Annotated in this window: 9 protein-coding genes and 9 pseudogenes; 6 read left to right on the top strand and 12 right to left on the bottom strand. The window is 57.2% G+C overall.

All coding sequences use genetic code 11. The features are described 5' to 3' along the window. Nucleotides 1-44 precede the first annotated feature (44 nt). Both GM30_RS10790 and GM30_RS10795 read right to left on the bottom strand, forming a co-directional pair. Nucleotides 45-869 (bottom strand): AraC family transcriptional regulator, encoded by an 825-nt coding sequence (locus GM30_RS10790; protein WP_049848661.1) that lies wholly within the window; start codon nt 867-869, stop codon nt 45-47. Between the two features lie 79 nt (nt 870-948). Then, nucleotides 949-1,797, bottom strand: a complete 849-nt coding sequence (locus GM30_RS10795) for an SDR family oxidoreductase (RefSeq protein ID WP_049848624.1) — start codon at nt 1,795-1,797, stop codon at nt 949-951. Between the two features lie 83 nt (nt 1,798-1,880). Here GM30_RS10795 and GM30_RS10800 point away from each other — a divergent pair, with 83 nt between their 5' ends. Continuing rightward, entirely contained in the window at nt 1,881-2,261 is a 381-nt protein-coding gene (locus GM30_RS10800; RefSeq protein WP_049848625.1) for a winged helix-turn-helix transcriptional regulator, read from the top strand. Nucleotides 2,262-2,267: 6 nt separating this feature from the next. Here the strand turns inward: GM30_RS10800 and GM30_RS10805 are convergent. After that, nucleotides 2,268-4,003, bottom strand: a pseudogene (locus tag GM30_RS10805) (bifunctional 2',3'-cyclic-nucleotide 2'-phosphodiesterase/3'-nucleotidase). Between the two features lie 188 nt (nt 4,004-4,191). On the opposite strand from GM30_RS10805, the pseudogene cysQ reads away from it, so the two are divergent. Then, nucleotides 4,192-4,871 (top strand): annotated as a pseudogene (cysQ, locus tag GM30_RS10810) (3'(2'),5'-bisphosphate nucleotidase CysQ). On the opposite strand, the gene GM30_RS10815 reads toward cysQ, so the two are convergent. Further along, nucleotides 4,868-5,425, bottom strand: a complete 558-nt coding sequence (locus GM30_RS10815; RefSeq protein WP_049848627.1) for a YtfJ family protein — start codon at nt 5,423-5,425, stop codon at nt 4,868-4,870. The pseudogene cysQ and the gene GM30_RS10815 overlap by 4 nt on opposite strands. A gap of 323 nt (nt 5,426-5,748) precedes the next feature. Here GM30_RS10815 and GM30_RS10820 point away from each other — a divergent pair, with 323 nt between their 5' ends. Continuing rightward, a complete protein-coding gene (locus GM30_RS10820; protein WP_003856054.1) occupies nt 5,749-5,955 on the top strand; it encodes a DUF1107 domain-containing protein in 207 nt (68 codons plus the stop codon). Nucleotides 5,956-6,033: 78 nt separating this feature from the next. On the opposite strand, the gene paeA is transcribed toward GM30_RS10820, so the two are convergent. From paeA to GM30_RS10860, 7 genes and pseudogenes are all read right to left on the bottom strand, one after another. Beyond that, nucleotides 6,034-7,356, bottom strand: a complete 1,323-nt coding sequence (gene paeA, locus GM30_RS10825) for a polyamine export protein PaeA (protein WP_049848628.1) — start codon at nt 7,354-7,356, stop codon at nt 6,034-6,036. A gap of 183 nt (nt 7,357-7,539) precedes the next feature. Next, nucleotides 7,540-8,335, bottom strand: a pseudogene (locus tag GM30_RS27920) (1,4-beta-xylanase); the annotation flags it as partial. A 34-nt stretch (nt 8,336-8,369) separates the two neighbouring features. Continuing rightward, nucleotides 8,370-9,905, bottom strand: a complete 1,536-nt coding sequence (locus tag GM30_RS10840) for an MFS transporter (protein WP_049848631.1) — start codon at nt 9,903-9,905, stop codon at nt 8,370-8,372. A gap of 37 nt (nt 9,906-9,942) precedes the next feature. Further along, a pseudogene (locus GM30_RS10845) lies at nt 9,943-10,948 on the bottom strand (Gfo/Idh/MocA family protein). Beyond that, nucleotides 10,915-11,976: pseudogene (locus tag GM30_RS10850) on the bottom strand (Gfo/Idh/MocA family protein); the annotation flags it as partial. The pseudogenes GM30_RS10845 and GM30_RS10850, both read right to left, overlap by 34 nt. Further along, nucleotides 11,963-13,156 carry a Gfo/Idh/MocA family protein gene (locus GM30_RS10855; protein ID WP_049848632.1) on the bottom strand — a complete coding sequence of 398 codons (1,194 nt, stop codon included), beginning with the start codon at nt 13,154-13,156 and terminating at the stop codon, nt 11,963-11,965. The pseudogene GM30_RS10850 and the gene GM30_RS10855, both read right to left, overlap by 14 nt. A gap of 17 nt (nt 13,157-13,173) precedes the next feature. Continuing rightward, a complete protein-coding gene (locus GM30_RS10860; protein ID WP_049848633.1) occupies nt 13,174-14,328 on the bottom strand; it encodes a Gfo/Idh/MocA family protein in 1,155 nt (384 codons plus the stop codon). A gap of 190 nt (nt 14,329-14,518) precedes the next feature. On the opposite strand from GM30_RS10860, the pseudogene GM30_RS10865 reads away from it, so the two are divergent. Further along, nucleotides 14,519-15,511, top strand: a pseudogene (locus GM30_RS10865) (LacI family DNA-binding transcriptional regulator); the annotation flags it as partial. 19 nt (nt 15,512-15,530) lie between these two features. Here the strand turns inward: GM30_RS10865 and msrA are convergent. Beyond that, nucleotides 15,531-16,085: pseudogene (gene msrA, locus GM30_RS24315) on the bottom strand (peptide-methionine (S)-S-oxide reductase MsrA); the annotation flags it as partial. 210 nt (nt 16,086-16,295) lie between these two features. On the opposite strand from msrA, the pseudogene tamA reads away from it, so the two are divergent. After that, nucleotides 16,296-18,015, top strand: a pseudogene (gene tamA / locus GM30_RS10870) (autotransporter assembly complex protein TamA). Further along, nucleotides 18,012-21,745 (top strand): annotated as a pseudogene (gene tamB, locus GM30_RS10875) (autotransporter assembly complex protein TamB). Before tamA ends, tamB begins: the two co-directional pseudogenes overlap by 4 nt. Nucleotide 21,746 lies beyond the last annotated feature (1 nt).

The raw sequence follows: 21,746 nt of genomic DNA on the forward strand, positions 1-21,746 counted from the left end.
AGCGTAGGCCGGGAAGGGCGAGGCGTATTGTATGAGATTGCGCATCAGCGCCGGGCGACCTGTTTCTGATAGCGAACGGGGGTAATGCCGTAGCGGCGGGTGAACGCGCGGGTCAGATGGGACTGATCCACCAGCCCCGTTGCCGCAGCGACTTCGGCGGCAGGCATGCCGTGAGTGAGGAAATTTTTGGCGCGCCACAGGCGGATCGCCATCAGCATCTGATGCGGCGTGACGTGGAAATGCGCCTTAAACTGGCGCTGAAAATGATACGGGCTGAGCGACACCACCTGTGCGAGGTCATCCAGCGTGACAGTGTACATATAGTTATCATGCAGGTAATCGCGTATGCGATCGAAACGGTGACCGCTTTCCTGCGCGTGCGGCGCATGACGGGCAAAGGGGCGGAAGGTGTCGACCAGATCCAGCAGCAGCCCTTTTTGCGCCAGCGGATCGTCGGTATGCCACATCCCATAAATCAGCGCGCCAATCTGCCGGGCGCGCAGGGGATCCATCCGCATGACGTCGCTAAACCACCAGTGGCGGATACCCGTCACCTCTTCGAGCAGATCCGGCTCCAGATACACCATCCGGTAGCGCCAGCCTTCCGCTGTTTCTGCCTCACCGGTGTGCAGCTCGTCGGGGTTCATGGTGACAACCGAGTTCACCGGCGCCACATACTGTGTGCCGCGATAGCGAAAGCGTTCCGCCCCCATTTCTATCGCGCCAATACCAAAGGCTTCGTGGGTGTGCGGTTCAAACGCGTAGCGAGAGATATGGGCGTGATACAGCTCAACGCCGGGCACCTGCGCCAGATGGCGAAAGCGAGCGCTGTCTGTTTCATCGGTAAACTGATCGGGTACGCCTTGCACGGTGTCCTCCACACGGGTCATTCCTCATTATCAGAGATGACCCGGCGGAGTGCCACAAAAAATAACCAGTTGTTAACAATTACAGGCTGCGTTCGATGCTCGTCGCCAGCGGCGTGGTCGGGCGACCGATCAGACGGCTCAGGGTGTGGCTGTCATCAAACAGACCACCTTTCGACGCGCCAGTGTCGGAATCCGCCAGCATCTCGGCGATGGGCGCAGGCAGGCCCACGCCTTTTAGCGCGGTGGCAAAATCGGCTTCGCTGAGATTCTGATAGGTCACCGGTTTACCGCCATGTTTGCTGAGCGCGGCGGCCAGGTCGCTTAAGGTCCAGGCGCTGTCGCCCGCCAGTTCATAAATTTTACCGGCGTGGCCGTCTTCACTGATGACGCGTGCCGCAGCGGCGGCGTAGTCAGCACGGCTGGCGGAGGCGATTTTGCCGTCCCCGGCAGCGCCAATGAACACGCCGTGTTCCAGTGCCGGTGGCGCGCTTGCCAGATAGTTTTCGGTATACCAGCCGTTACGCAGCAGCGCGTAAGGAATGCCGGACGCCGCCAGCTGTTTTTCGGTATCGACGTGTTCAACGTGCAGGCCGAGCGGTGAGGTGTCCGCATGCAGCAGGCTGGTGTAGGCGATAAACTGCACACCCGCAGTACGGGCGGCGTTAATCACGTTGCGGTGCTGCGCGGCACGCTTGCCCACTTCGCTGGACGAGATCAGCAGCAGTTTATCCACACCCTGCAACGCTGCCGTCAGCGCCGCCGGATCGTCATAATCTCCCGCACGGACGGTAATCCCCTGCTGGCGAAGCGTATCGGCTTTCGCCGGGTTACGCACAATCGCCACAATCTGGCTGGCGGCAACGCGTTTCAACAGTTCTGTGATCACAAGCTGGCCCAGTTGGCCGGTCGCTCCGGTAATAGCAATCATGGTTTTCTCCTTCGTGTTATTCAGGTGTTGTGCTACGCTAGCACCTTAACTAACTTTTAGTAAGTACGTACAAAAAGGTAAGTATGAAAATGACCACGCCGACCCTGAGCGAGCAGATGCGCGACGGCAACCTGTTTGCTGAACAGTGCCCGTCGCGGGATGTGCTCAAGCATGTCACCAGCCGCTGGGGCGTGTTGATTCTGGTCGCCCTGCGTGGCGGCACGCACCGCTTCAGCGATCTGCGGCGCAAGATGGGCGGGGTGAGCGAAAAGATGCTGGCGCAGTCGTTACAGGCGCTGGAGCAGGATGGTTTTGTTGACCGCGTCTCTTACCCTGTCGTACCGCCCCATGTTGAATATAGCCTGACGCCGCTCGGTGAGCAGATAAGCGAGAAAGTCGCCGCGCTGGCGGACTGGATAGAAGTGAATTTGCCGGACGTGCTGGCGAAGCGCCGCCCGGCATAACAGACGTTACTTGCTCAAATCGAGCTGATAGACAGCAAAGCCAATCTCGTCGGTGGCGACCTGTTTCATCGGATATTGCGCGTTAGCCTTGATAAACGCGGCGGCTTTCTCCGACGGCGAGGTTTCAAAACGGATATCTAACGGCGTGCTGCTGTGGATCGGCGCCAGACGCCAGTTGTTATCCGCTGCCGGGGGAAACGTCAGGTTCTTGATGCGTTCAGCGTTAGCGTTGATCGTCTGGCATTCGCCGTCATAGCGGGCAGGCTGCGTAACATCAATCTGATAATTCACCCCGTCAATGACATCGAAGTTGTAGGTGCGGAAATCGTCCCAGTTAATCAGTGACTGCGGCTTACTGCTGGTGGGGTCTATTTGATTAAACTGCCCGGCGGAACACTCGAGCCATTCCTTCACCTCTTTGCCGCTGGCTTTCACCACGATCAATGTGTTCGGGTAGAGATAAAGATCCGCCGCGTTACGGAAAGTCAGCTGGCCTTTTTCCACTTCGACAAAGCTCGCCGGATCGTTCTTGCGACCACCGACTTTAAACGGCGCGGCCGCCGACAGCACTGGCAGGGTAGCCCNNAGGCTTTCTGCGCCATATTCACCACCTGCACGGTGGGGTCGTCCTGCACCAGCGCCAGATAGCTGTACATGTTGTCGGCGGCTTTGCCGATCGGTTTGCTGACGAAATCACGGGTGCCGTCGTGGGAAGGCTTCAGAATTTTCACTAACTTCGCGTCTTCCGCCGCCAGTGATTTTTTAGCGACTGCATCGTAAATGGGCCGCGCTTCGGCTTTCGCCTGCGTTACCTGCCATTTGCCGCTGTCGTTGTTCAGCACCAGATCAACCACGCCGAGGTGATCGCCCCACATGCCCGGCATCACCGCCGGAACGCCGTTCAGCAGCCCTTTATCGATGTCCGCGCCCTTGATGCTGGCGAAATCTTTCCCCGGGAAGACTGCATGTGCATGACCAAACAGAATCGCGTCCACGCCGGGCACGCGGCTCAGGTAGTAAACTGAGTTTTCCGCCATGGCCTGGTAAGGATCGGCAGAAAGGCCGGAATGCGCGACCACCACCACCAGATCGGCACCTTTCGCTCGCATCTTCGGCACATATTTACGCGCCGTTTCGGTGATGTCGTTGACCGTCACTTTGCCGTCGAGATTGGCTTTATCCCAGGTCATGATCTGCGGCGGCACAAAGCCGATATAACCGATGCGCAGCGTCTGCGTTTTGCCGTCGCTGTCCTGCACTGGCGTCTCTTTGATCAGATACGGCGTGAACAGCGGCTTACCGGTTTTCACATCGATAATATTGGCATTCACATAGGGGAATTTTGCCCCTGCCAGCGCCTTGTGCAGGTAGTCGAGACCATAGTTGAATTCATGGTTACCGAGGTTGCCGACGGCATAATCCAGCGTATTCATCGCCTGATAAACCGGGTGGACATCGCCCTTTTTCAGCCCTTTCGCGGCCATGTAATCGCCGAGCGGGCTGCCCTGAATCAAGTCACCGTTATCCACCAGCACGCTGTTTTTCGCTTCGCCACGGGCGGCGTTGATCAGGCTGGCAGTACGTACCAGGCCGAATTTTTCCGTCGCACTGTCTTTGTAATAATCGAAGTCCATCATATTGCTATGCAAATCCGTGGTTTCCATGATACGGAGGTCCACGGTGGCGGCCTGCACGCTGGCGGCAATCAGCGTCGCCAGGAGCGTTGCGCTAAACTTAATCATCAGAGGCATCCTTTTGTTGATCTGTTCGGCAGAAATAAATGTAAATACAGCGTGTTGCTTACAGAACTGTGAATCTTGCCAGAAACTCAATCCAGGAAAATGGCAACGCCTCACAGATAGCGGATTTCGTCGCGATACGATATAACTAAAACAATGAGTTAACGCTAGTGCGACCACGAGAGGTGGGTATGTTAGATAAAATTTGCCAGCTTGCACGGGAGGCAGGCGACGCGATTATGCAGGTGTACGACGGAAAACAACCGATGGAACTTGCCAGCAAACAGGACGATTCCCCGGTGACGGCGGCGGATATTGCCGCGCATACAGTAATCCTGAAGGGGCTGCAGGCGCTGACGCCGGACATACCCGTGCTGTCGGAGGAAGATCCGCCGGGCTGGGACGTTCGCCAGCACTGGCAGCGCTACTGGCTGGTTGATCCGCTCGACGGCACCAAAGAGTTCATCAAACGCAATGGCGAGTTTACCGTCAATATCGCCCTGATTGATAAAGGGAAAGCGGTGCTGGGTGTGGTTTACGCGCCGGTCATGAAGATGATGTACAGCGCCGCTGACGGCAAGGCGTGGAAAGAAGAGTGCGGCGTGCGTAAACAGATTCAGGTGCGTGATGCCAGACCGCCGCTGGTGGTCATCAGCCGTTCGCACGCCGATGGCGAATTGCAGGAATATCTGCATCAGCTGGGCGATCATCAGACGACCTCCATTGGCTCATCGCTGAAATTCTGCCTGGTGGCAGAAGGGCAGGCGCAACTGTATCCGCGCTTTGGGCCAACCAACGTCTGGGATACCGCCGCCGGGCATGCGGTGGCTGNTCGTTCCTCAACCCCGGCTTCCGGGTGTCTATCTATTAATTTTTAAGAAGCTTATGCAGCAGGGCGATAACCTGCTGCACCTCTTCCTGCGTCAGTGCACCATCTTTTGCCCACGCCACGCGACCGTCTTTATCCAGCACCACGATAGCGGAGCTTTCTTCGTCCAGTTGCCAGGCTTTGCGCGTGACGCCGTTGCTGTCGACGATAAACTGCGACCACGGATAGAGTTTTTTATTGCTCTCGAGGCTGCTGCGCACAAACATGCCGGAGCCGGGGATCGCATCGTCTGTGTTGACGATGGTGGTGGTCTGATAGCGGTCATGCGGGAATTTCGCGGCTTTGATCGCTTCAATCAGCGCGGCATTTTTCTCTTTTGCCGATGTACGACCGGCAATGTGCTGTACAACGCGCACTTTTCCAGGCAACTGCGCGCTATTCCAGGTTTTATAGCTAAACTGATCCTTATTAAGAATGAGCTCACCGCGGTCAGCAATACCGACAGGCGGAACGCGCGCTCCCTCCTTAAAATCGTGTGCGGAGGCCATCAGCGGCAGTAAAAGGCATGAAAGCGCCATCAGCTTACGTAGGGTCATGGTGTTTCCTTATTTTATGCAGGTGATCCGACCACTTGGTCCGAACAATAATCATATGTGCGATTCCGCCGCTTTTCCCGCAAGCCTGATGCCAGTTTGCGGGCGAACGCACATATCCGAGCAAAAACGAAGACTTATACTGCTTTCCCCGTATGGCTGAAACGAAAATTCTGAATTATTGTAATCAAAAGGTAAATAAACTTATACATACTGGGTAACTTCCCGGTTATGAACTATAGTTCTAGAGCTTTAAATTTTGCGTCCCGACGCGTTGGACCGATTGTGGTACCACCAGGACGTAATACTCTGCAGGAGAGAAAAGAATGAAAATATTCCAACGCTACAACCCGCTTCAGGTGGCGAAGTACGTGAAGATCCTGTTCCGTGGACGGTTGTATATCAAGGACGTTGGTGCTTTCGAGTTTGATAAGGGCAAAATCCTTATCCCGAAGGTGAAGGACAAGCAGCATCTCTCTGTGATGTCTGAAGTCAACCGTCAGGTTATGCGTCTGCAAACAGAGATGGCGTAACCAGCAGCTGTGCTATGCAGTAGTTTATAAAATAAAAAACGGCTCCCGATGGGAGCCGTTAATGTTTCTGCGGCGGGATTACGCAGCGCCTTNNAGTTTCGGCGTCAGTACCGTCGGTTTGCTGTCGATGCGCGTCACCAGTAGCTGGTCGATGCGGTAGTTATCGATATCCACCACTTCAAACTTGTAGCCAGAGAACTTCACCGCATCGGTGCGTTTCGGGATTTTACGCAGCATAAACATCATGAAACCGCCGATGGTTTCATAGTTGCCGGACTGCGGGAACTCGTCGATATCCAGCACGCGCATCACGTCATCAATTGGCGTACCGCCATCGATGAGCCAGGAGTTCTCGTCGCGGGCGACGATCTGCTCTTCCAGCCCCTGACCGACCAGATCGCCCATCAGCGTGGTCATCACGTCATTCAGCGTAATGATCCCCACCACCAGCGCGTATTCGTTCATGATTACCGCGAAATCTTCACCGGCGGTTTTGAAACTTTCCAGCGCTTCGGAGAGCGTCAATGTGTCCGGGACGATCAGTGTATTACGAATTTGCACGCCGCCGGTCAGCGCCATGCTCTGGTTCGCCAGCACGCGGTTCAGCAGATCTTTAGAATCGACATAACCGATGATATGGTCGATGTCGTCTTTACAGACGAGGAACTTCGAGTGCGGGTGCTCTGCCACTTTGTTCTTCAGGCTCTGCTCATCTTCGTTTAAATCGAACCAGATAATGCTTTCACGCGACGTCATGGACGACGGCACGGTGCGCGATTCAAGTTCAAACACGTTCTCGATGAGCTCATGTTCCTGCTTACGCAGCACCCCGGCCAGCGCACCGGCTTCCACCACGGCGTAGATGTCATCAGAGGTGATGTCATCTTTACGCACCATCGGCAGTTTGAAGAGGCGGAAGATCCCGTTCGCCATGCCGTTAAAGAACCAGACCAGCGGACGGAAGACGAACAGGCAGAAGCGCATCGGGTTGATGATACGCAAAGCCACGGCTTCGGGCGCAATCATACCGATGCGTTTCGGTGTCAGGTCGGCGATGAGAATGAACATACCGGTGACCAGCGAGAAAGAGAGGATAAAGCTCAGCTGTTCTGCCAGTTCAGGTGACACATAGTTGACTAAGAGGCCGTAAAACGCCGGTGAGAACGCCGCGTCGCCCACGATACCGCCAAGAATGGCGACAGCGTTAAGGCCGATCTGCACCACGGTAAAGAAGGTGCCGGGGTTTTCCTGCATTTTCAGCACACGTTGTGCATTGATGTCGCCATCATCGGCGAGCAGTTTGAGTTTGATTTTTCGTGAGGCTGCAAGCGAAATCTCTGACATCGAGAAAAAAGCGCTGACGCCAATCAGACAAAGTATTACTAAAATACTGTTTAACATATCTTATCCAGCCGTTGAGGCCAGATCCTCGGAAGGGAAGTTGCTCACTTTTATACACCTCATCCATGAATGTTTGAGTGTACTGATGGTGAGATTTGACAAGAAAAACCGGTCCGAAGGCACTGGACCGGTGATTTCGTGGTTAGTATAGCGTAAAGGGCTGTAAAGTCACCAGAGGGCGGTTCAGGCTTTGTTAAGCTGGCGGACCAGCGCCATTTCCGTCTGACTGAACGCTTTTCCCTCTGCCGTCAGGACGTCGTGAAACCACAACGCTGGCTGTGGATTTTCACGCGCAATGTCGGGCCAGGGCAGCCAGGTTTGCGTTTTCCCCTGCACCAGCCCCCAGTGGAAGGCGCTTACGCGCTGCGCTCTGAACAACGGCAACTGTTCCACCATCGTGCAGCCCACGTGCCGCGCCAGCCATTCGGTACAAAAAATGGGGCGCTGGTGACGGGCGAGCTGTTTCAGGACTGTCAGTTGCCCTGGCGTATCGACATAGGCGTGATAGCTGATGACGTCGGAAAGATGCAGGGCGGCTGCGTCAATGGGGTGAATAAAGGCATGACGGCAATCGTGGCGATCGGCAATATGCCAGGCGCCTACCGTCAGCGGCTGGTGNAAAATGGCGCACCACGTCGCGCACATAGCGCTCGATCTCCGGCCAGCGCTGGCGATCCATCACTTGCTGACGGCCCGGGCTGGCGGCGGCCTGGCTGTTATGAATGCCCGGACGCGGCGCTTTTTGCGGCCCGAGAAACGGCTCGTCGCCGGAAAAGGCGCAGTCGTCCAGCAGGGTTAGCATCACCCGTAGATGATGGTGGTCAGCGATTGCCAGAAACTGGTCGATGCGCGACAGCAGCCCGTCGCGATCGTGCTGCCAGACGATAAACGGCAGGTTGGTGCGCAACTGGTTATAGCCGTAACGGCTGGCCCAGCCCAGCTCCTGGTCAATCGTGGCGGCATCAAAACTCGCCTCCTGNNTCAATACTCCATTGCTGATACATAGCGACTCCTTATTCCGTCACGGCCTGTTCACGCTGCACGGTACGTGTGCCGCCCCAGACCTCGTCGTACTCGTAGCCGGTTAGCTGTTTGATCACCTCGCGGGTACGGGTATTGCAGTCGCGGTAATCGCCACCCAGCTTGCGGCGGGCAATCTCCTGCAGCAGGAGCTTGTGCGTCTCGCGGGTCAGTTTAAAGCGGTAGGTGGTAAAGAAACTGACGGCCAGCAACGCGGCGGTGGCGAAAATCATCAGGCCGATGATCGCCTGCAGGGCGCTTTCCGGCTGCACGCCGCTGCCCTTCACAAACCCGGCCTCTTCCAGCACCAGGCCGATCGCCAGGATCGCCAGCGCGACGGTACTTTTGCGCGTCAGCACCATCACTCCGGCGAAGATCCCTTCGCGACGCTGTTGGGTGACCATTTCGTCGATGTCAGGAATGAAACTGTAGATATTCCACGGAATGTAATACAGCCCCGAGCGCGCCGCGCCGAGCAGGATAAAAATGGCAGAGAACAGCAGGTCAGAGACCGCCATTTCCGTAAGGTAGATATAAAACAGGAACAGCAGCACGACGAAAATGCAGCCGTAAGAGAGACGCAGTGCGGCGGACGGCGTCACGTTAAAACGGTTGAGCAGTTGCATAAAGCACCAGGTGCCGGGCACTGACGCAAAAGCGGCTATGCTCAGCCAGCCGGAAACCGCAGCGGCATCCTGACTCAGGCAATAAACCACGTAATAGGTGAAGACCGAGCCAAAGACATCCATCGCCGTAAACGAAAAGATATAAATAATAATATGCAGACGAAACGCGCGAATACGGAATGAAGAGAGCAGATCCAACACCAGATATTTTAAATGATTCAGCAAACCGCTACTTCGCCGTATTTCTGGCTGAAATGTATTTCCCTCCTGAATATCTTTTGCCTCCCAGGTACAGCGCCAGGTGGTAAATACCGCAATGCAAAAGATAACGGAAAAGATAAGACCGGTCAGGGTATAGGTAAACGAGTTGTCTTTGCCGGTAAACTGCATGATTACGCCCGGCACGGAAACCGCCAGAAATCCGCCGAGCTGGGAGCAGATCATTCGCACCCCGGAAAGACGGCTGCGCTCTTCATAGCGGTTGGTCATCTCGGCAGCCAGCGTCTCCCACGGCACCAGTACCATGGCGGAAAGCAGCTCGATGGAGAGATAGGTGCCCAGGTAATACCAGTAGCCCATATCTGTCAGCCACAGCAGAGCGTATAAAAACATCAATGGCGAACTGAGCAATAAAAAGAACCGCCGACGGCCAAATTTACGGCCGAGCCAGGTATTACCGAAATTATCCGTCACGTAGCCCATAATCGGGCTTAATAACGCGTCAATCACGCGGGCAATGGCAAATATCGATCCGGCTTCTAATACGCTCAGGCCGCAATAAGTGGTGTAAAAAAACAGAAGCCAGGTGCCGATAATGGCGAAGGCCCCTCCGCCAAAAAGGTCGGTTACGCCATAGCCAATAGCGGTCCCGTAACCGACTCTGCGTTCAGTTGGTTTCGTCATAATGTAGTTCCAGTGTGTAGGGTTTTTATGGCTGGAATTAATCAATTACATCAGTGAGATTTATCCATCGTCGTAACTGGGATGAGCGATAAATGGCCTCCACCAGATGTAAGGATCTGGCTGCCGCGTCGATGTCCATCACGCCGTCAGCCGTGGAATAGCGAAGCGCATGGTAAAAATGTGCAATCGCCTGTTGATGACCTGTTCCCCAGTAGCCTTTGTTGCCGTCCGGAGTGGTGTCACGGGCCAGTTCGCGCTGACCGTTGCGGGTGAAAAGCCACAGGATGTTGTCCTGTAGCCGCAGGGTGCCGTGCTGGCAGTGAATTTCCAGCAGCAGCGGTGAGTCGCAGGTGTGGGTGTTGCTGGCGTAAAACAGCCCGCGCGCGCCGTTGTGAAATTCGAACGTCGCCATGGCGCTGTCTTCGGCTTCTGTCGCGTCGGTCAGCATGGCGTTATCGACGATGCCTTTCAGTCGCTTAACGCCGCCGCCAAACCACTGCAACAGATCGAGCGTGTGAATGGCCTGATTGATCAGCAGGCTGCCGCCCTCGGTGGCAAACCGGCCACGCCAGTTGCTGTCGCGGTAATAGGCGTCACTCCGGGACCAGGTCAGCACGGCTTTGATGCTGAGCATTTCACCCAGCGTTCCCGCCGCAAGCAGNCCGCCCCGTAGCGCACTGCACGGCGCGGCGGATCTCCGTAATATCACCCCCGTTCATGGCGACAGGCTTCTCGCTGAACACCTGTTTTCCTGCTGCCAGCGCCGCAATAATCATCGGTTTATGCAGATAATGCGGCGTGCAGATATGAACCACATGAATGTCGCGAGCCTGCAGCATTTCCCGGTAATCGCGGTAAAACCGACAGCCATATTCTTGCGCCAGCCGTTCACCTTTTGGCGCATCCACTCCGGCGATGGCCCGCAATTCCACGTCAGGGAGCTGGCGAAGCGCGTCAACATGGTGACGGTGGATGGCGCCACAGCCGATGATGGCGGGATTGAGCCGTTCGTGGCGTTGGCCAGCATCTGCGCCTTCACGCACAGCTCGGCGGCTTTAAAGGCGTGTGCCTGGCTCATGGCGTGTTCAGTGCGGTTCAGGCAGTCGAGGATCAGTTCGCCAAAGAAGGGAAAGCCCACCTGACCCGCCACCGGGTAGCGGAATTCGCCGTCGCGGTTGACCAGATAGACCACGTCCTGCTCGCCACGCGTCAGATCAACGTATTTGCGGATCTCAATGTAACCGTCGGTGCCGAGCAGCGTCAGACGCCCGTCGCCCCAGGTGGAGAGACCGTCCGGCGTGAACCAGTCGCAGCGAAAATAGCCGGTGGCGCCGTTGTCGCCGCGCAGCAGGGCATCGCCGAAATCCTCAAAGTTGGGGTACTGCGGGTGGTTAACGTTGCGTGTCTGGCTGGCGACGATCGTGGCGTCATGGTTGCCGGTAAAAAACAGAAACTGTTCTATCTGATGGCTGCCAATGTCACAGAGAATGCCGCCAAACTCACGCCGCTCGTAAAACCACCCCGGGCGGCCCTGACCTTCACGGTGCGGGCCGGTACCGAGCGTCTGGATCACCTGACCAATCGCTCCCTGTTTCACCAGTTGCCCGGCAAACACCGCGCTCTCAACGTGCAGACGCTCGCTGTAATAGACAGCATATTTACGCCCGGTGTGGGCGACCATCGCTTTGGCGTCATCCAGTTGTTCGAGAGTGGTCAGCGGCGCTTTATCGGTGAAATAATCTTTGCCTGCCGCCATCACCTGCAATCCCAGCGCGCAGCGCTGTGCGGGAACCGCCGCACCGGCGACAAGCAGTACCTCGTTGTCTGCCAGAATGGTCGCCAGCGAGTCGGCGATGTTGACCTGCGGATACTGACGCGCAAAGGCCTCGCATTTTTCCCGGTTCGCGTCCCACACCCATTTCAGCGTAGCGCCTGCTTCCAGCAGGCCGTTGCACATACCGTAAATATGCCCGTGATCCAGCGCCGCCGCGGCAAAGACAAACTCACCCGGCTTCACCACCGGCTGCGGTTTCCCCGTCGGGGCGTAATTCATGCCATCATTTTTGTTCATCGTGGGTTCTCTCATCCAGATTTTTGCCCAGGGGGATCACGTCCACTTCCCTGAAGCGGGTAACGGAGGCGGATTTCTCATAAAAGCGCGGGGCAAGGGCGGTAAGGCCGCCGGTGCGGTAAAAAGGATCGTCATGCTTGATGGGCAATGACACGATGCGGCGGGTGATGGCCGATTTGTAGATCGCGGTGATCACTTCCAGCGCCCGTTTGCCCTGCAAACCGTCCACCAGTGGTGAGGTGTTGCGCTCAATGGCGCTCAGCAGGTCGTCTATCTGCCCGGTGTGCAATGTCCAGGTGAGCGCAGGCATCGCGGCACAGAGCGAGTTAAGGCTCGCTTCGCGGCTGATATCATGGGTATCGCGGGGAAAGCCGTTGTCCGCGCTCTGAAAGGCGACGGTTTTCCACGGTGCGGAGATGCGCGCTTTCTCCCCCTGAATCACGATTTTTTGTTCTTCGCCGTGATGCACCACCGACGCGGTTAATTGCGCCAGTGCGCCGTTGGTGTAACGGAACGTGGCGGCGGCGAGATCTTCCACTTCCGCGTTGTCATGGGCCACGTTGCTCATCATGGCGGTGACTTCAGTGGGAACGCCGAGCAACCACAGCATGGCGTCAATATGATGTACCGCGTGATTCAGCGTGCAGCCGCCGCCCTCTTTTTCCCAGGTGCCGCGCCACCACAGGTCGTAATAGCAGTGCCCGCGCCACCACAGGGAGTCCACCTGCGCATGGCAAATTTTCCCCGCCAGCCCGGAATCCACCGCGGCTTTCAGCCGCCAGAAGGCATCGGTAAACCGGTTCTGCGCGATAATTGACAGCCGTTTGCCGCTGGCCTGTTGGGCGGCGATCATCGCATCACACTCTTCCAGCGATGCGGCCATCGGCTTTTCGCACAGCACATGTTTTCCGGCCTCCAGCGCCGCGATGCTGATTTCCGCATGCACGTAGGGCGGGGTACAAACGTCGACAATGTCGATGTCCGCGCCATCTTCCAGCATCTGTTGGTGGCTGGCGTAAACGCGGGCGTGAGACAGTTCGTAGCGGGCTTTTTTCTCCCGTGCTTTCTCGGGGTAAATATCCACCAGCGCGACGATCCGGCAGCGCGTCGGGAACTGCAAATAGCCCTGAATATGGTGATGTGAGATGTTCCCGGTTCCCACAATGGCGATATTGAGCATTCTGTTTTCCCCTGTGATTACCAGCTACCGGACGCGTCCAGCGTGCGGCTGACGGCCGGTTTTTCGACGGATTCTGCGATGCGCTGGTGCAGCAGTTCGTAGTAGCGCTGTTCGTCAAAAGGCAGATCGACCCAGTCGTCGGTCCAGGTGGAAAGGTGCATGGTGTTGGAGAGCGTCAGACCGCGAATGCCTTCACAGCCGGGGGCAATCAGCGGTTCGCCGCGCAGAATGGCGGCAGTGAAATTGGCGGTGATGACCTGGTGATCGCTACACTCCGGCGCACAGGGAATCGATACTTCCCAGCATTCTGGCTCGCCGAAGCCGTTTTGCCAGCGGGCATTGAATTCGGTTTCGGACTCGCGCAGCCGCCAGAAACGGAGCTGGCCTTCTTCGACCACCACTTTGCCGCGACTACCGACGATCTCCAGCCGGTTGGTGCCAGGGGTTTCGGCAACGGTGGTGATGAACACGCCGGTGGCACCGTTGGCGTACTCGGCATAGGCGGTTACCTCGTCTTCCACTTCAATGTCGCGGTGTTTGCCGAACTGGCAGAAGGCACGCAGGCGTACCGGCATGCCCACCAGCCACTGCCAGAGATCGAGCTGGTGTGGATCCTGATTCAGCAGCACGCCGCCGCCTTCACCTTTCCAGGTGGCGCGCCAGCCGCCGGAGTTGTAGTAGCTCTGCGAGCGATACCAGTTGGTGATGATCCAGTTCGAACGGCGGATCTCGCCCAGCTCACCGCTGTCGATAAGATCCTTCACTTTTTGATACAGCGGGTTCGGGCGCTGGTTGTACATGATGCCGAACTGCACGTCGCACTCGCGTGCGCAGGCGTTCATTTCCTGCACCTGGGCGGTGTAAACCCCGGCCGGTTTTTCGCACAGCGTGTGAATGCCCGCGCGCATCGCCATCATCGACAGGGTGGGGTGGTCGTAGTGCGGAGTAGCGACAATCACCGCGTCAATCAAACCGCTGTCGATCATCTCTTGCGCGTTATTAAACAGCGGAACGCCATCACCGGTGAGACGGCGGATGGCGGCATGTTTGTCGGGGTTGTGATCGCAGACGGCAGCCAGGCTGGCGCCCTCGACCTGACCCGCCAGCAGGTAACGCGCGTGGACTGTACCGATATTACCGACACCAATAATGCCAAAACGTACCTTCTCCATGTCTTACCTTCATTCAGTGTCTGAGGGGATGTGCGGAACATAAAAAACGTGGAAAAAAGCGACAATTGGAATTTGTGAGAATGCTCGCAGGGCGGATAAGAAAATCACTACGCAGGGAAAATTTGATTTAAAAAACAGGACACTGGATCTGCAAATAGTTGCAGAAAATGAATGCGAGCGAGGTCACACCATGCCAGGCAAGCTAAAAATGGAGGAGATCGCGGCGTTAACGGGCTACTCCATCAGCACCGTGTCCCGGGTGTTAAGCGGCAAGTCCTACACCAGCGACAAAGCCCGCGACGCCATTGTGCATTGCGCGCGGGAACTGGGCGTGCTGGATGAACTGGCGTCCGGTCGGCTGCTGGTCAATGGCATTGCGGTGTTTGCGCCAGGCAGAACCTTCAACGCCCGGGGCGATATCTTTTATCTGGAAGTGACGCGCGGGATTGCACAGGCGCTGAAGCCGCACAACGTCTGGCTCAGTTACTGTGGTCTGGAAGAGCAGCGGGCGGATATTAAACTCTTTCTGGAAAAGGCGAACCATAAAGATATTAACGCGGTGATTATCATTGGCTGCGACGACGACACGCTGTTTAACGTTGCCGCCACGCTGAATAAGCCCTGTGTGTTAATTAATACGCATGATCGTGAAATGCGCCTGGATGCGGTCTCGCCGGATCACCGGGCGACCGGTTTTTACGCCCTGCGGTATGTGTTTGAACGCGGGCACCGACGGGTGCTTTCCATCACCACGCTGCGCCGTGAGACGCTGTATGAGCGGCTCAACGGCATCAAAGAGGCCTATCGCGACTGCCATGTGCCTTTTGATCCACAACAGGATTTACTGATTACTGAAGGCTTTTCTGCCGATGAGGTAGAGCAGGCACTGGAAGCATGGCTGGCGTCTCAACCGCGTGAACGCTGGCCTGAAGTGATTTTTACCGGCAGTTGTGGAATGACCGAGGGCGTGTTGCGGGTGCTGGCGCGGCATCATCTCCGCGTACCGGAGGACGTGTCGTTGATCACCACCGATTTTGCGTGGAATCTGGAAAAGGGGCTGGAGACGCCGGTCAGTGGGATTGCGGTGGCCTGTCGCGATCTGGGTATTGAGGCAGTGCATTTGCTGCAGCAACGGCTGAACCGGCCACAGGCGCCGGTATTTAACCTGTTGTTGCAGGGGCAGTGGCGGGGGTTTTGGTNTCGTCTTCGGCATAGTAAAACGGTTTTGCCGTTGCGATTTCGGTGGTCACCTGACGATCGTCACCTGCCGCGCGCATCGCCGCCTGGAAGCGTTCGAGGCTGGCTTTCGCCGCCGTTTCCTGCTCCGGCGTCAGCGGGTAAATCGCTGAGCGATATTGCGTACCGTGATCGTTGCCCTGGCGCATACCCTGCGCCGGATCGTGGTTTTCCCAGAACACCTGCAGCAGTTGTTCGTAGCTGATGACCTTCGGATCGTAAACGACGCGGACCGCTTCTGCATGTCCAGTCTCTCCGCTGCAGACCTCGCGGTAGGTGGGGTTCGGCGTGAAGCCGCCGGTGTAGCCCGCCGCGGTGCTGTACACGCCGGGGAGCTCCCAGAACAACCGTTCTACGCCCCAGAAACATCCCATGGCAAACAGCGCGATTTCCATACCGTCCGGCACGTTGGTCATTGAGTGATTGTTAACAGCATGCAGCGTCGCGACAGGCATTGGTGTATTGCGCCCGGGTAACGCATCCGACTGACTAACGAGATGGTTTTTATCGAAAAGACTCACGATTTGGCCTCCGGGAAAAGGAAATTGTGGTTAAGGTTGTCACAGCGTGCGTCTTTTAACACAATATGCACTGCGAATATGACTAGATTTAAACATAAGAAATATTAGGGTAGTTGTCTTTTTTTCAATCCAATGATAATGGATTGTTACGTCGTGGAACGACGCTTGCGTTTCCTGTAGGGGAGGAAACAAGGAACTTCAGGAGAAAACGTGCTAAAAAACCGCCAGTTATGGTTGGCCAGCCTAATGATGGTCAGCGGGGTCGCCAGTGCGGCGAATATACGTTTACAGGTTGAAGGACTCTCAGGAAACCTGGAAAAAAACGTTCGTGCCCAGCTTTCAACCATCCAGGGCGATGAAGTGACGCCAGATCGCCGCTTTCGCGCACGCGTGGACGACGCCATTCGCGAAGGCCTGAAGGCGCTGGGGTATTACGAACCGACGATTGATTTCGAACTCAAACCGCCGCCGAAGAAAGGCCGCCAGGTGCTGCTGGCAAAAGTCAGCCCCGGTGAACCTGTGCGTATCGGCGGTACCGGGGTGATCCTGCGTGGTGGGGCGCGCACCGACAGAGATTATCTCGACCTCTTAAAGACGCGTCCGGCGGTCGGCACGGTGCTGAATCACGGCGACTATGACGGCTTCAAGAAAAGCCTCACCAGCGTGGCGCTGCGCAAAGGCTACTTCGACAGCGAATTCAATAAAAGCCAGCTCGGCGTGGCGCTCGACCGCCATCAGGCATTCTGGGATATCGATTACGACAGCGGCGAACGCTATCGCTTTGGCGCCGTGACCTTTGAAGGCTCGCAGATTCAGGACCGCTACCTGCAGCATCTGGTGCCGTTCAAACAGGGCGATTATTACACTTCCGCAGATTTAGCCGAACTCAACCGCCGCCTGTCGGCCACCGGCTGGTTTAACTCCGTGGTGGTGGCGCCAGAATTTGATAAAACCAAGGTATTGCCGCTGCATGGCGTGGTCTCGCCGCGCAGCGAAAACACCATTGAAACCGGGGTGGGCTATTCCACAGACGTCGGGCCGCGGGTGAAGGCGACGTGGAAAAAGCCGTGGATGAACTCTTACGGCCACAGCCTGACCTCCAGCGCCAGTATCTCCGCGCCGGAACAGCAGCTCGATTTCAGCTACAAAATTCCGCTGCTGAAGAACCCGCTGGAGCAGTATTACCTGGTGCAGGGCGGGCTCAAGCGCACCGATCTGAACGACACCAAAGCCGACTCCACCACGCTCGCCGTTTCACGCTACTGGGATCTCTCCAGCGGCTGGCAGCGCGCCATTAACCTGCGCTGGAGTCTCGACCACCCAGGCAGACGTCACCAACACCACGATGCTGCTCTATCCGGGCGTGATGGTGAGCCGCACCCGTTCGCGCGGCGGGCTGATGCCTAACTGGGGCGATTCGCAGCGCTATTCCGTGGATTACTCCAACACCGCCTGGGGTTCCGATGTCGACTTCGTGGTGCTGCAGGCGCAAAACGTCTGGATCCGCACCCTCTACGATCGTCACCGCTTTGTGGCGCGCGGCAACCTCGGCTGGATAGAAACCGGTGATTTCGACAAAGTACCGCCGGACCTGCGTTTCTTCGCCGGGGGCGATCGCAGCATTCGCGGCTACAAATACAAATCCATCGCGCCGAAAGATGACGATGGCAAGCTGATCGGTGCGTCAAAACTGGCGACCGGCTCGCTGGAGTATCAGTACAACGTCAGCGGCAAGTGGTGGGGCGCAATGTTTGTCGACGGCGGTGAAGCGGTGAGCGATATCCGCAAAAGTGATTTCAAAACCGGCGCGGGCGTGGGCGTCCGCTGGCAGTCGCCGGTCGGGCCGATCAAGCTCGATTTCGCCGTCCCGATAGGCGACAAAGAAGAGCACGGTTTACAGTTTTACATCGGTCTGGGGCCTGAATTATGAGTTTATGGAAAAAAATAAGCCTCGGCGTACTGATTTTTATTGTTCTGCTGCTGGGCGCGGTGGGGTATCTCGTTGGCACCACCTCCGGGCTGCATCTGATTTTCAAGGCGGCAAACCGCTGGGTGCCGGGGCTGGAGATCGGCCAGGTGACTGGCGGCTGGCGTGACCTGACGCTGAAAAACGTGCGTTACCAGCAACCCGGCGTGGCGGTGGATGCCGGGCAACTGCATCTGGCGGTCAAACTGGACTGCCTGTGGGACAGCGCGCTGTGCGTGAATGATATTTCGCTACGCGACATCAATGTCGCCATCGACAGCAAAAAAATGCCGAAAGCGGCGCCGGTCGAGGAAGAAGAGAGCGGCCCGCTGAATCTGTCGACGCCGTATCCCATCACGCTCAGCCGCGTGGCGCTGAACAACGTCAATATCAAAATCGACGATACCACCGTGTCGGTGATGGATTTCTCCACCGGACTTAACTGGCAGGAGAAAGATCTGACCCTGACGCCAACGTCGCTGCAGGGGCTGTTGATTGCCCTGCCAAAAGTGGCGAAAGTCGCGCAGGAAGAGGTGGTCGAGCCGAAAATTCAGAACCCGCAGCCGGAAGAGAAACCGCTGGGCGAAACGCTGACGGAACTGTTCTCGAAACCGGTGCTGCCGGAAATGACCGACGTGCATCTGCCGCTGAACCTCAATATTCAGGAGTTCCGTGGCGAACAGCTACGCCTGACCGGGGACACCGATCTGACGGTCTTTAACATGCTGCTGAAAGTGAGCAGCATTGACGGCAACACCCGGCTGGACGCGCTGGATATTGACTCGAGCCAGGGCTCGGTGAATGCCATCGGTACGGCGCAACTGCAGGATAACTGGCCAGTCGACATTACGCTCAACAGCACGCTGAATATTGACCCGCTGAAGGGCGAGAAGATCAAGCTGAAGGTCGGCGGCGAACTGCGTAAACAACTGGAGGTCGGGGTGAATCTCTCCGGTCCGGTGGATATGTCGCTGCGCGCGCAGACGCAACTGGCGGAGGCCGGGCTGCCGCTGAACGTGGAAATACTCAGCAAACAGCTTTACTGGCCTTTCACCGGTGAGAAGCAGTATCAGGCCGATGACCTGAAGCTGAAACTTAGCGGCAAAATGACCGATTACACCCTGTCGTTCCGCACTGCCGTGAAGGGCCAGAGCGTGCCGCCCGCCACCATTACGCTGGATGCTAAGGGCAACGAAAAACAGGTTAACCTCGACAAACTCTCCGTGGCGGCGCTGGAAGGGACCACCGAACTCAAGGCGCTGCTGGACTGGCAGCAGGCGATCAGCTGGAACGGCGAGTTAACGCTGAAGGGTATTAACACCGCGAAAGAGGTGCCGGACTGGCCGTCGACGCTCGACGGGCTGATTAAAACCCGCGGCAGTCTTTACGGCGGCAGCTGGCAGATGGATGTGCCGGCGCTGAAAATCACCGGCAACGTCAAGCAGAACAAGGTCAACGTGGACGGCTCCCTGAAAGGCAACAGCTATATGCAGTGGACCATTCCGGGGCTGCATCTGGCGTTGGGGCGCAACAGCGCCGACGTGAAGGGCGAACTGGGGGTGAAGGATCTCAACCTGGACGCCACCATCGACGCGCCGAATCTGGATAACGCGCTGCCGGGACTGGGCGGCACGGCGAAAGGCCTGCTGAAGGTTCGCGGTACCATCGATGCTCCGCAACTGCTGGCGGATATCACCGCGCGAGGCCTGCGCTGGCAGGAACTTTCCGTTGCGCAGGTGCGTGTGGAGGGCGATGTTAAATCTACCGACCAGATCGGCGGCAACCTGAAGGTGCGCGTGGATANGGCGTCAATATGGGGCTGGTGCTGCTGGAAGCCAAAGGCAACGAAAAACAGCATGATCTGCAACTGCGCCTCCAGGGTGAACCGGTTTCCGGTCAGCTGGCGCTGAAAGGGAGCTTTGACCGCAAAGAGGAGCGCTGGAAGGGCGAACTGAGCAATACCCGCTTCCAGACGCCGGTCGGGCCGTGGTCGCTGAGCCGCGCCATTGCGCTGGATTACCGCAATCAGGAACAGAAAATCAGTATCGGGCCGCACTGCTGGAATAACCCGAACGCCGAGTTGTGCGTGCCGCAGACCATCGACGCCGGGGCGGCAGGCCGCGCTGTTGTCAATCTCAACCGTTTCGACCTGGCGATGCTGAAGCCGTTTATGCCGGACGCCACGCAGGCCAGCGGCGTGTTCAGCGGTAAAGCGGACGTCAGCTGGGACACCACCAAAGAAGGGCTGCCGCAGGGGAGCGTGACGCTTGCCGGGCGCAACGTCAACGTGACGCAGGTGGTGAACGACGCACCGCTGCCGGTGGCGTTCGACACGCTGAACCTGAACGCAGAACTGCGCAACAACCGCGCGGAACTCGGCTGGCTGATTCGCCTCACCAATAACGGCCAGTTCGATGGTCAGGTGCAGGTGACCGACCCGCAGGGGCGGCGTAATCTCGGCGGCAACGTGAACATCCGTGATTTCTCGCTGGCGATGATCAACCCGATCTTCTCGCGGGGCGAGAAAGCGGCCGGGAAGCTTAATGCGAATCTGCGCCTGGGCGGCAATCTGCAAGGGCCGCAGTTGTTCGGGCAGATGCAACTGAACGGCGTTGATATCGACGGTAACTTTATGCCGTTCGACATGCAGCCGAGCCACCTGACGATGAACTTCAACGGCACGAGTTCGACGCTGCAGGGCTCGGTGCTGACGCAGCAGGGGCAGATCAACCTCAGCGGTGATGCGGACTGGAGCCAGATAGATAACTGGCGCGCCAACATTGCCGCCAAAGGCAGCCGGGTGCGGATCACCGTGCCGCCGATGGTGCGGCTGGATGTTTTGNNGTTTACGCTTGACGGTAACGTGGATGTGCCGTGGGCGCGCATCGTTGTTCACGATCTGCCGGAAAGCGCCGTTGGCGTATCGAGCGATGAAGTGATGCTGAACAACGATCTGCAGCCGGAAAAACCGCAGACGGCGGCGATCCCGATCAACAGCAACCTGAATATCCATGTCGGCAACAACGTGCGCATCGACGCGTTCGGCCTGAAAGCACGCCTGACCGGCGATCTTAAAGTGGCGCAGGACAAACAGGGACTGGGGCTTAACGGGCAAATTAATATCCCGAGCGGACGCTTCCACGCCTACGGTCAGGATTTGATTGTGCGTAAAGGCGAGCTACTGTTCTCCGGTCCGCCGGATCAGCCGCTGCTCAACATCGAGGCCATTCGTAACCCGGAAGCCACAGAAAACGACGTGATCGCCGGCGTTCGCGTCACCGGTTCTGCCGATCAACCGAAAGCGGAAGTGTTCTCTGACCCGGCGATGTCGCAACAGGAAGCGCTCTCTTACCTGCTTCGCGGGCAGGGTCTGGACAGCGAACAGAGCGATAGTGCAGCAATGACGTCAATGCTTGTGGGTCTGGGGGTTGCACAAAGTGGGCAGGTTGTGGGTAAAATCGGCGAGACATTTGGCGTGAGCAATCTGGCGCTGGACACCCAGGGGGTCGGCGACTCCTCGCAGGTGGTGGTCAGTGGCTATGTCTTGCCGGGTCTACAGGTGAAATATGGCGTGGGTATCTTTGACTCACTGGCTACTCTCACGTTACGCTATCGCCTGATGCCTAAGCTATATCTGGAAGCCGTGTCTGGCGTAGATCAGGCGCTGGATTTGCTCTATCAGTTTGAGTTTTAGC

It is taken from the genome of Trabulsiella odontotermitis (genome assembly GCF_001188485.1).
In the GTDB taxonomy this organism is placed as follows: Bacteria; Pseudomonadota; Gammaproteobacteria; order Enterobacterales; family Enterobacteriaceae; genus Trabulsiella; species Trabulsiella odontotermitis_A.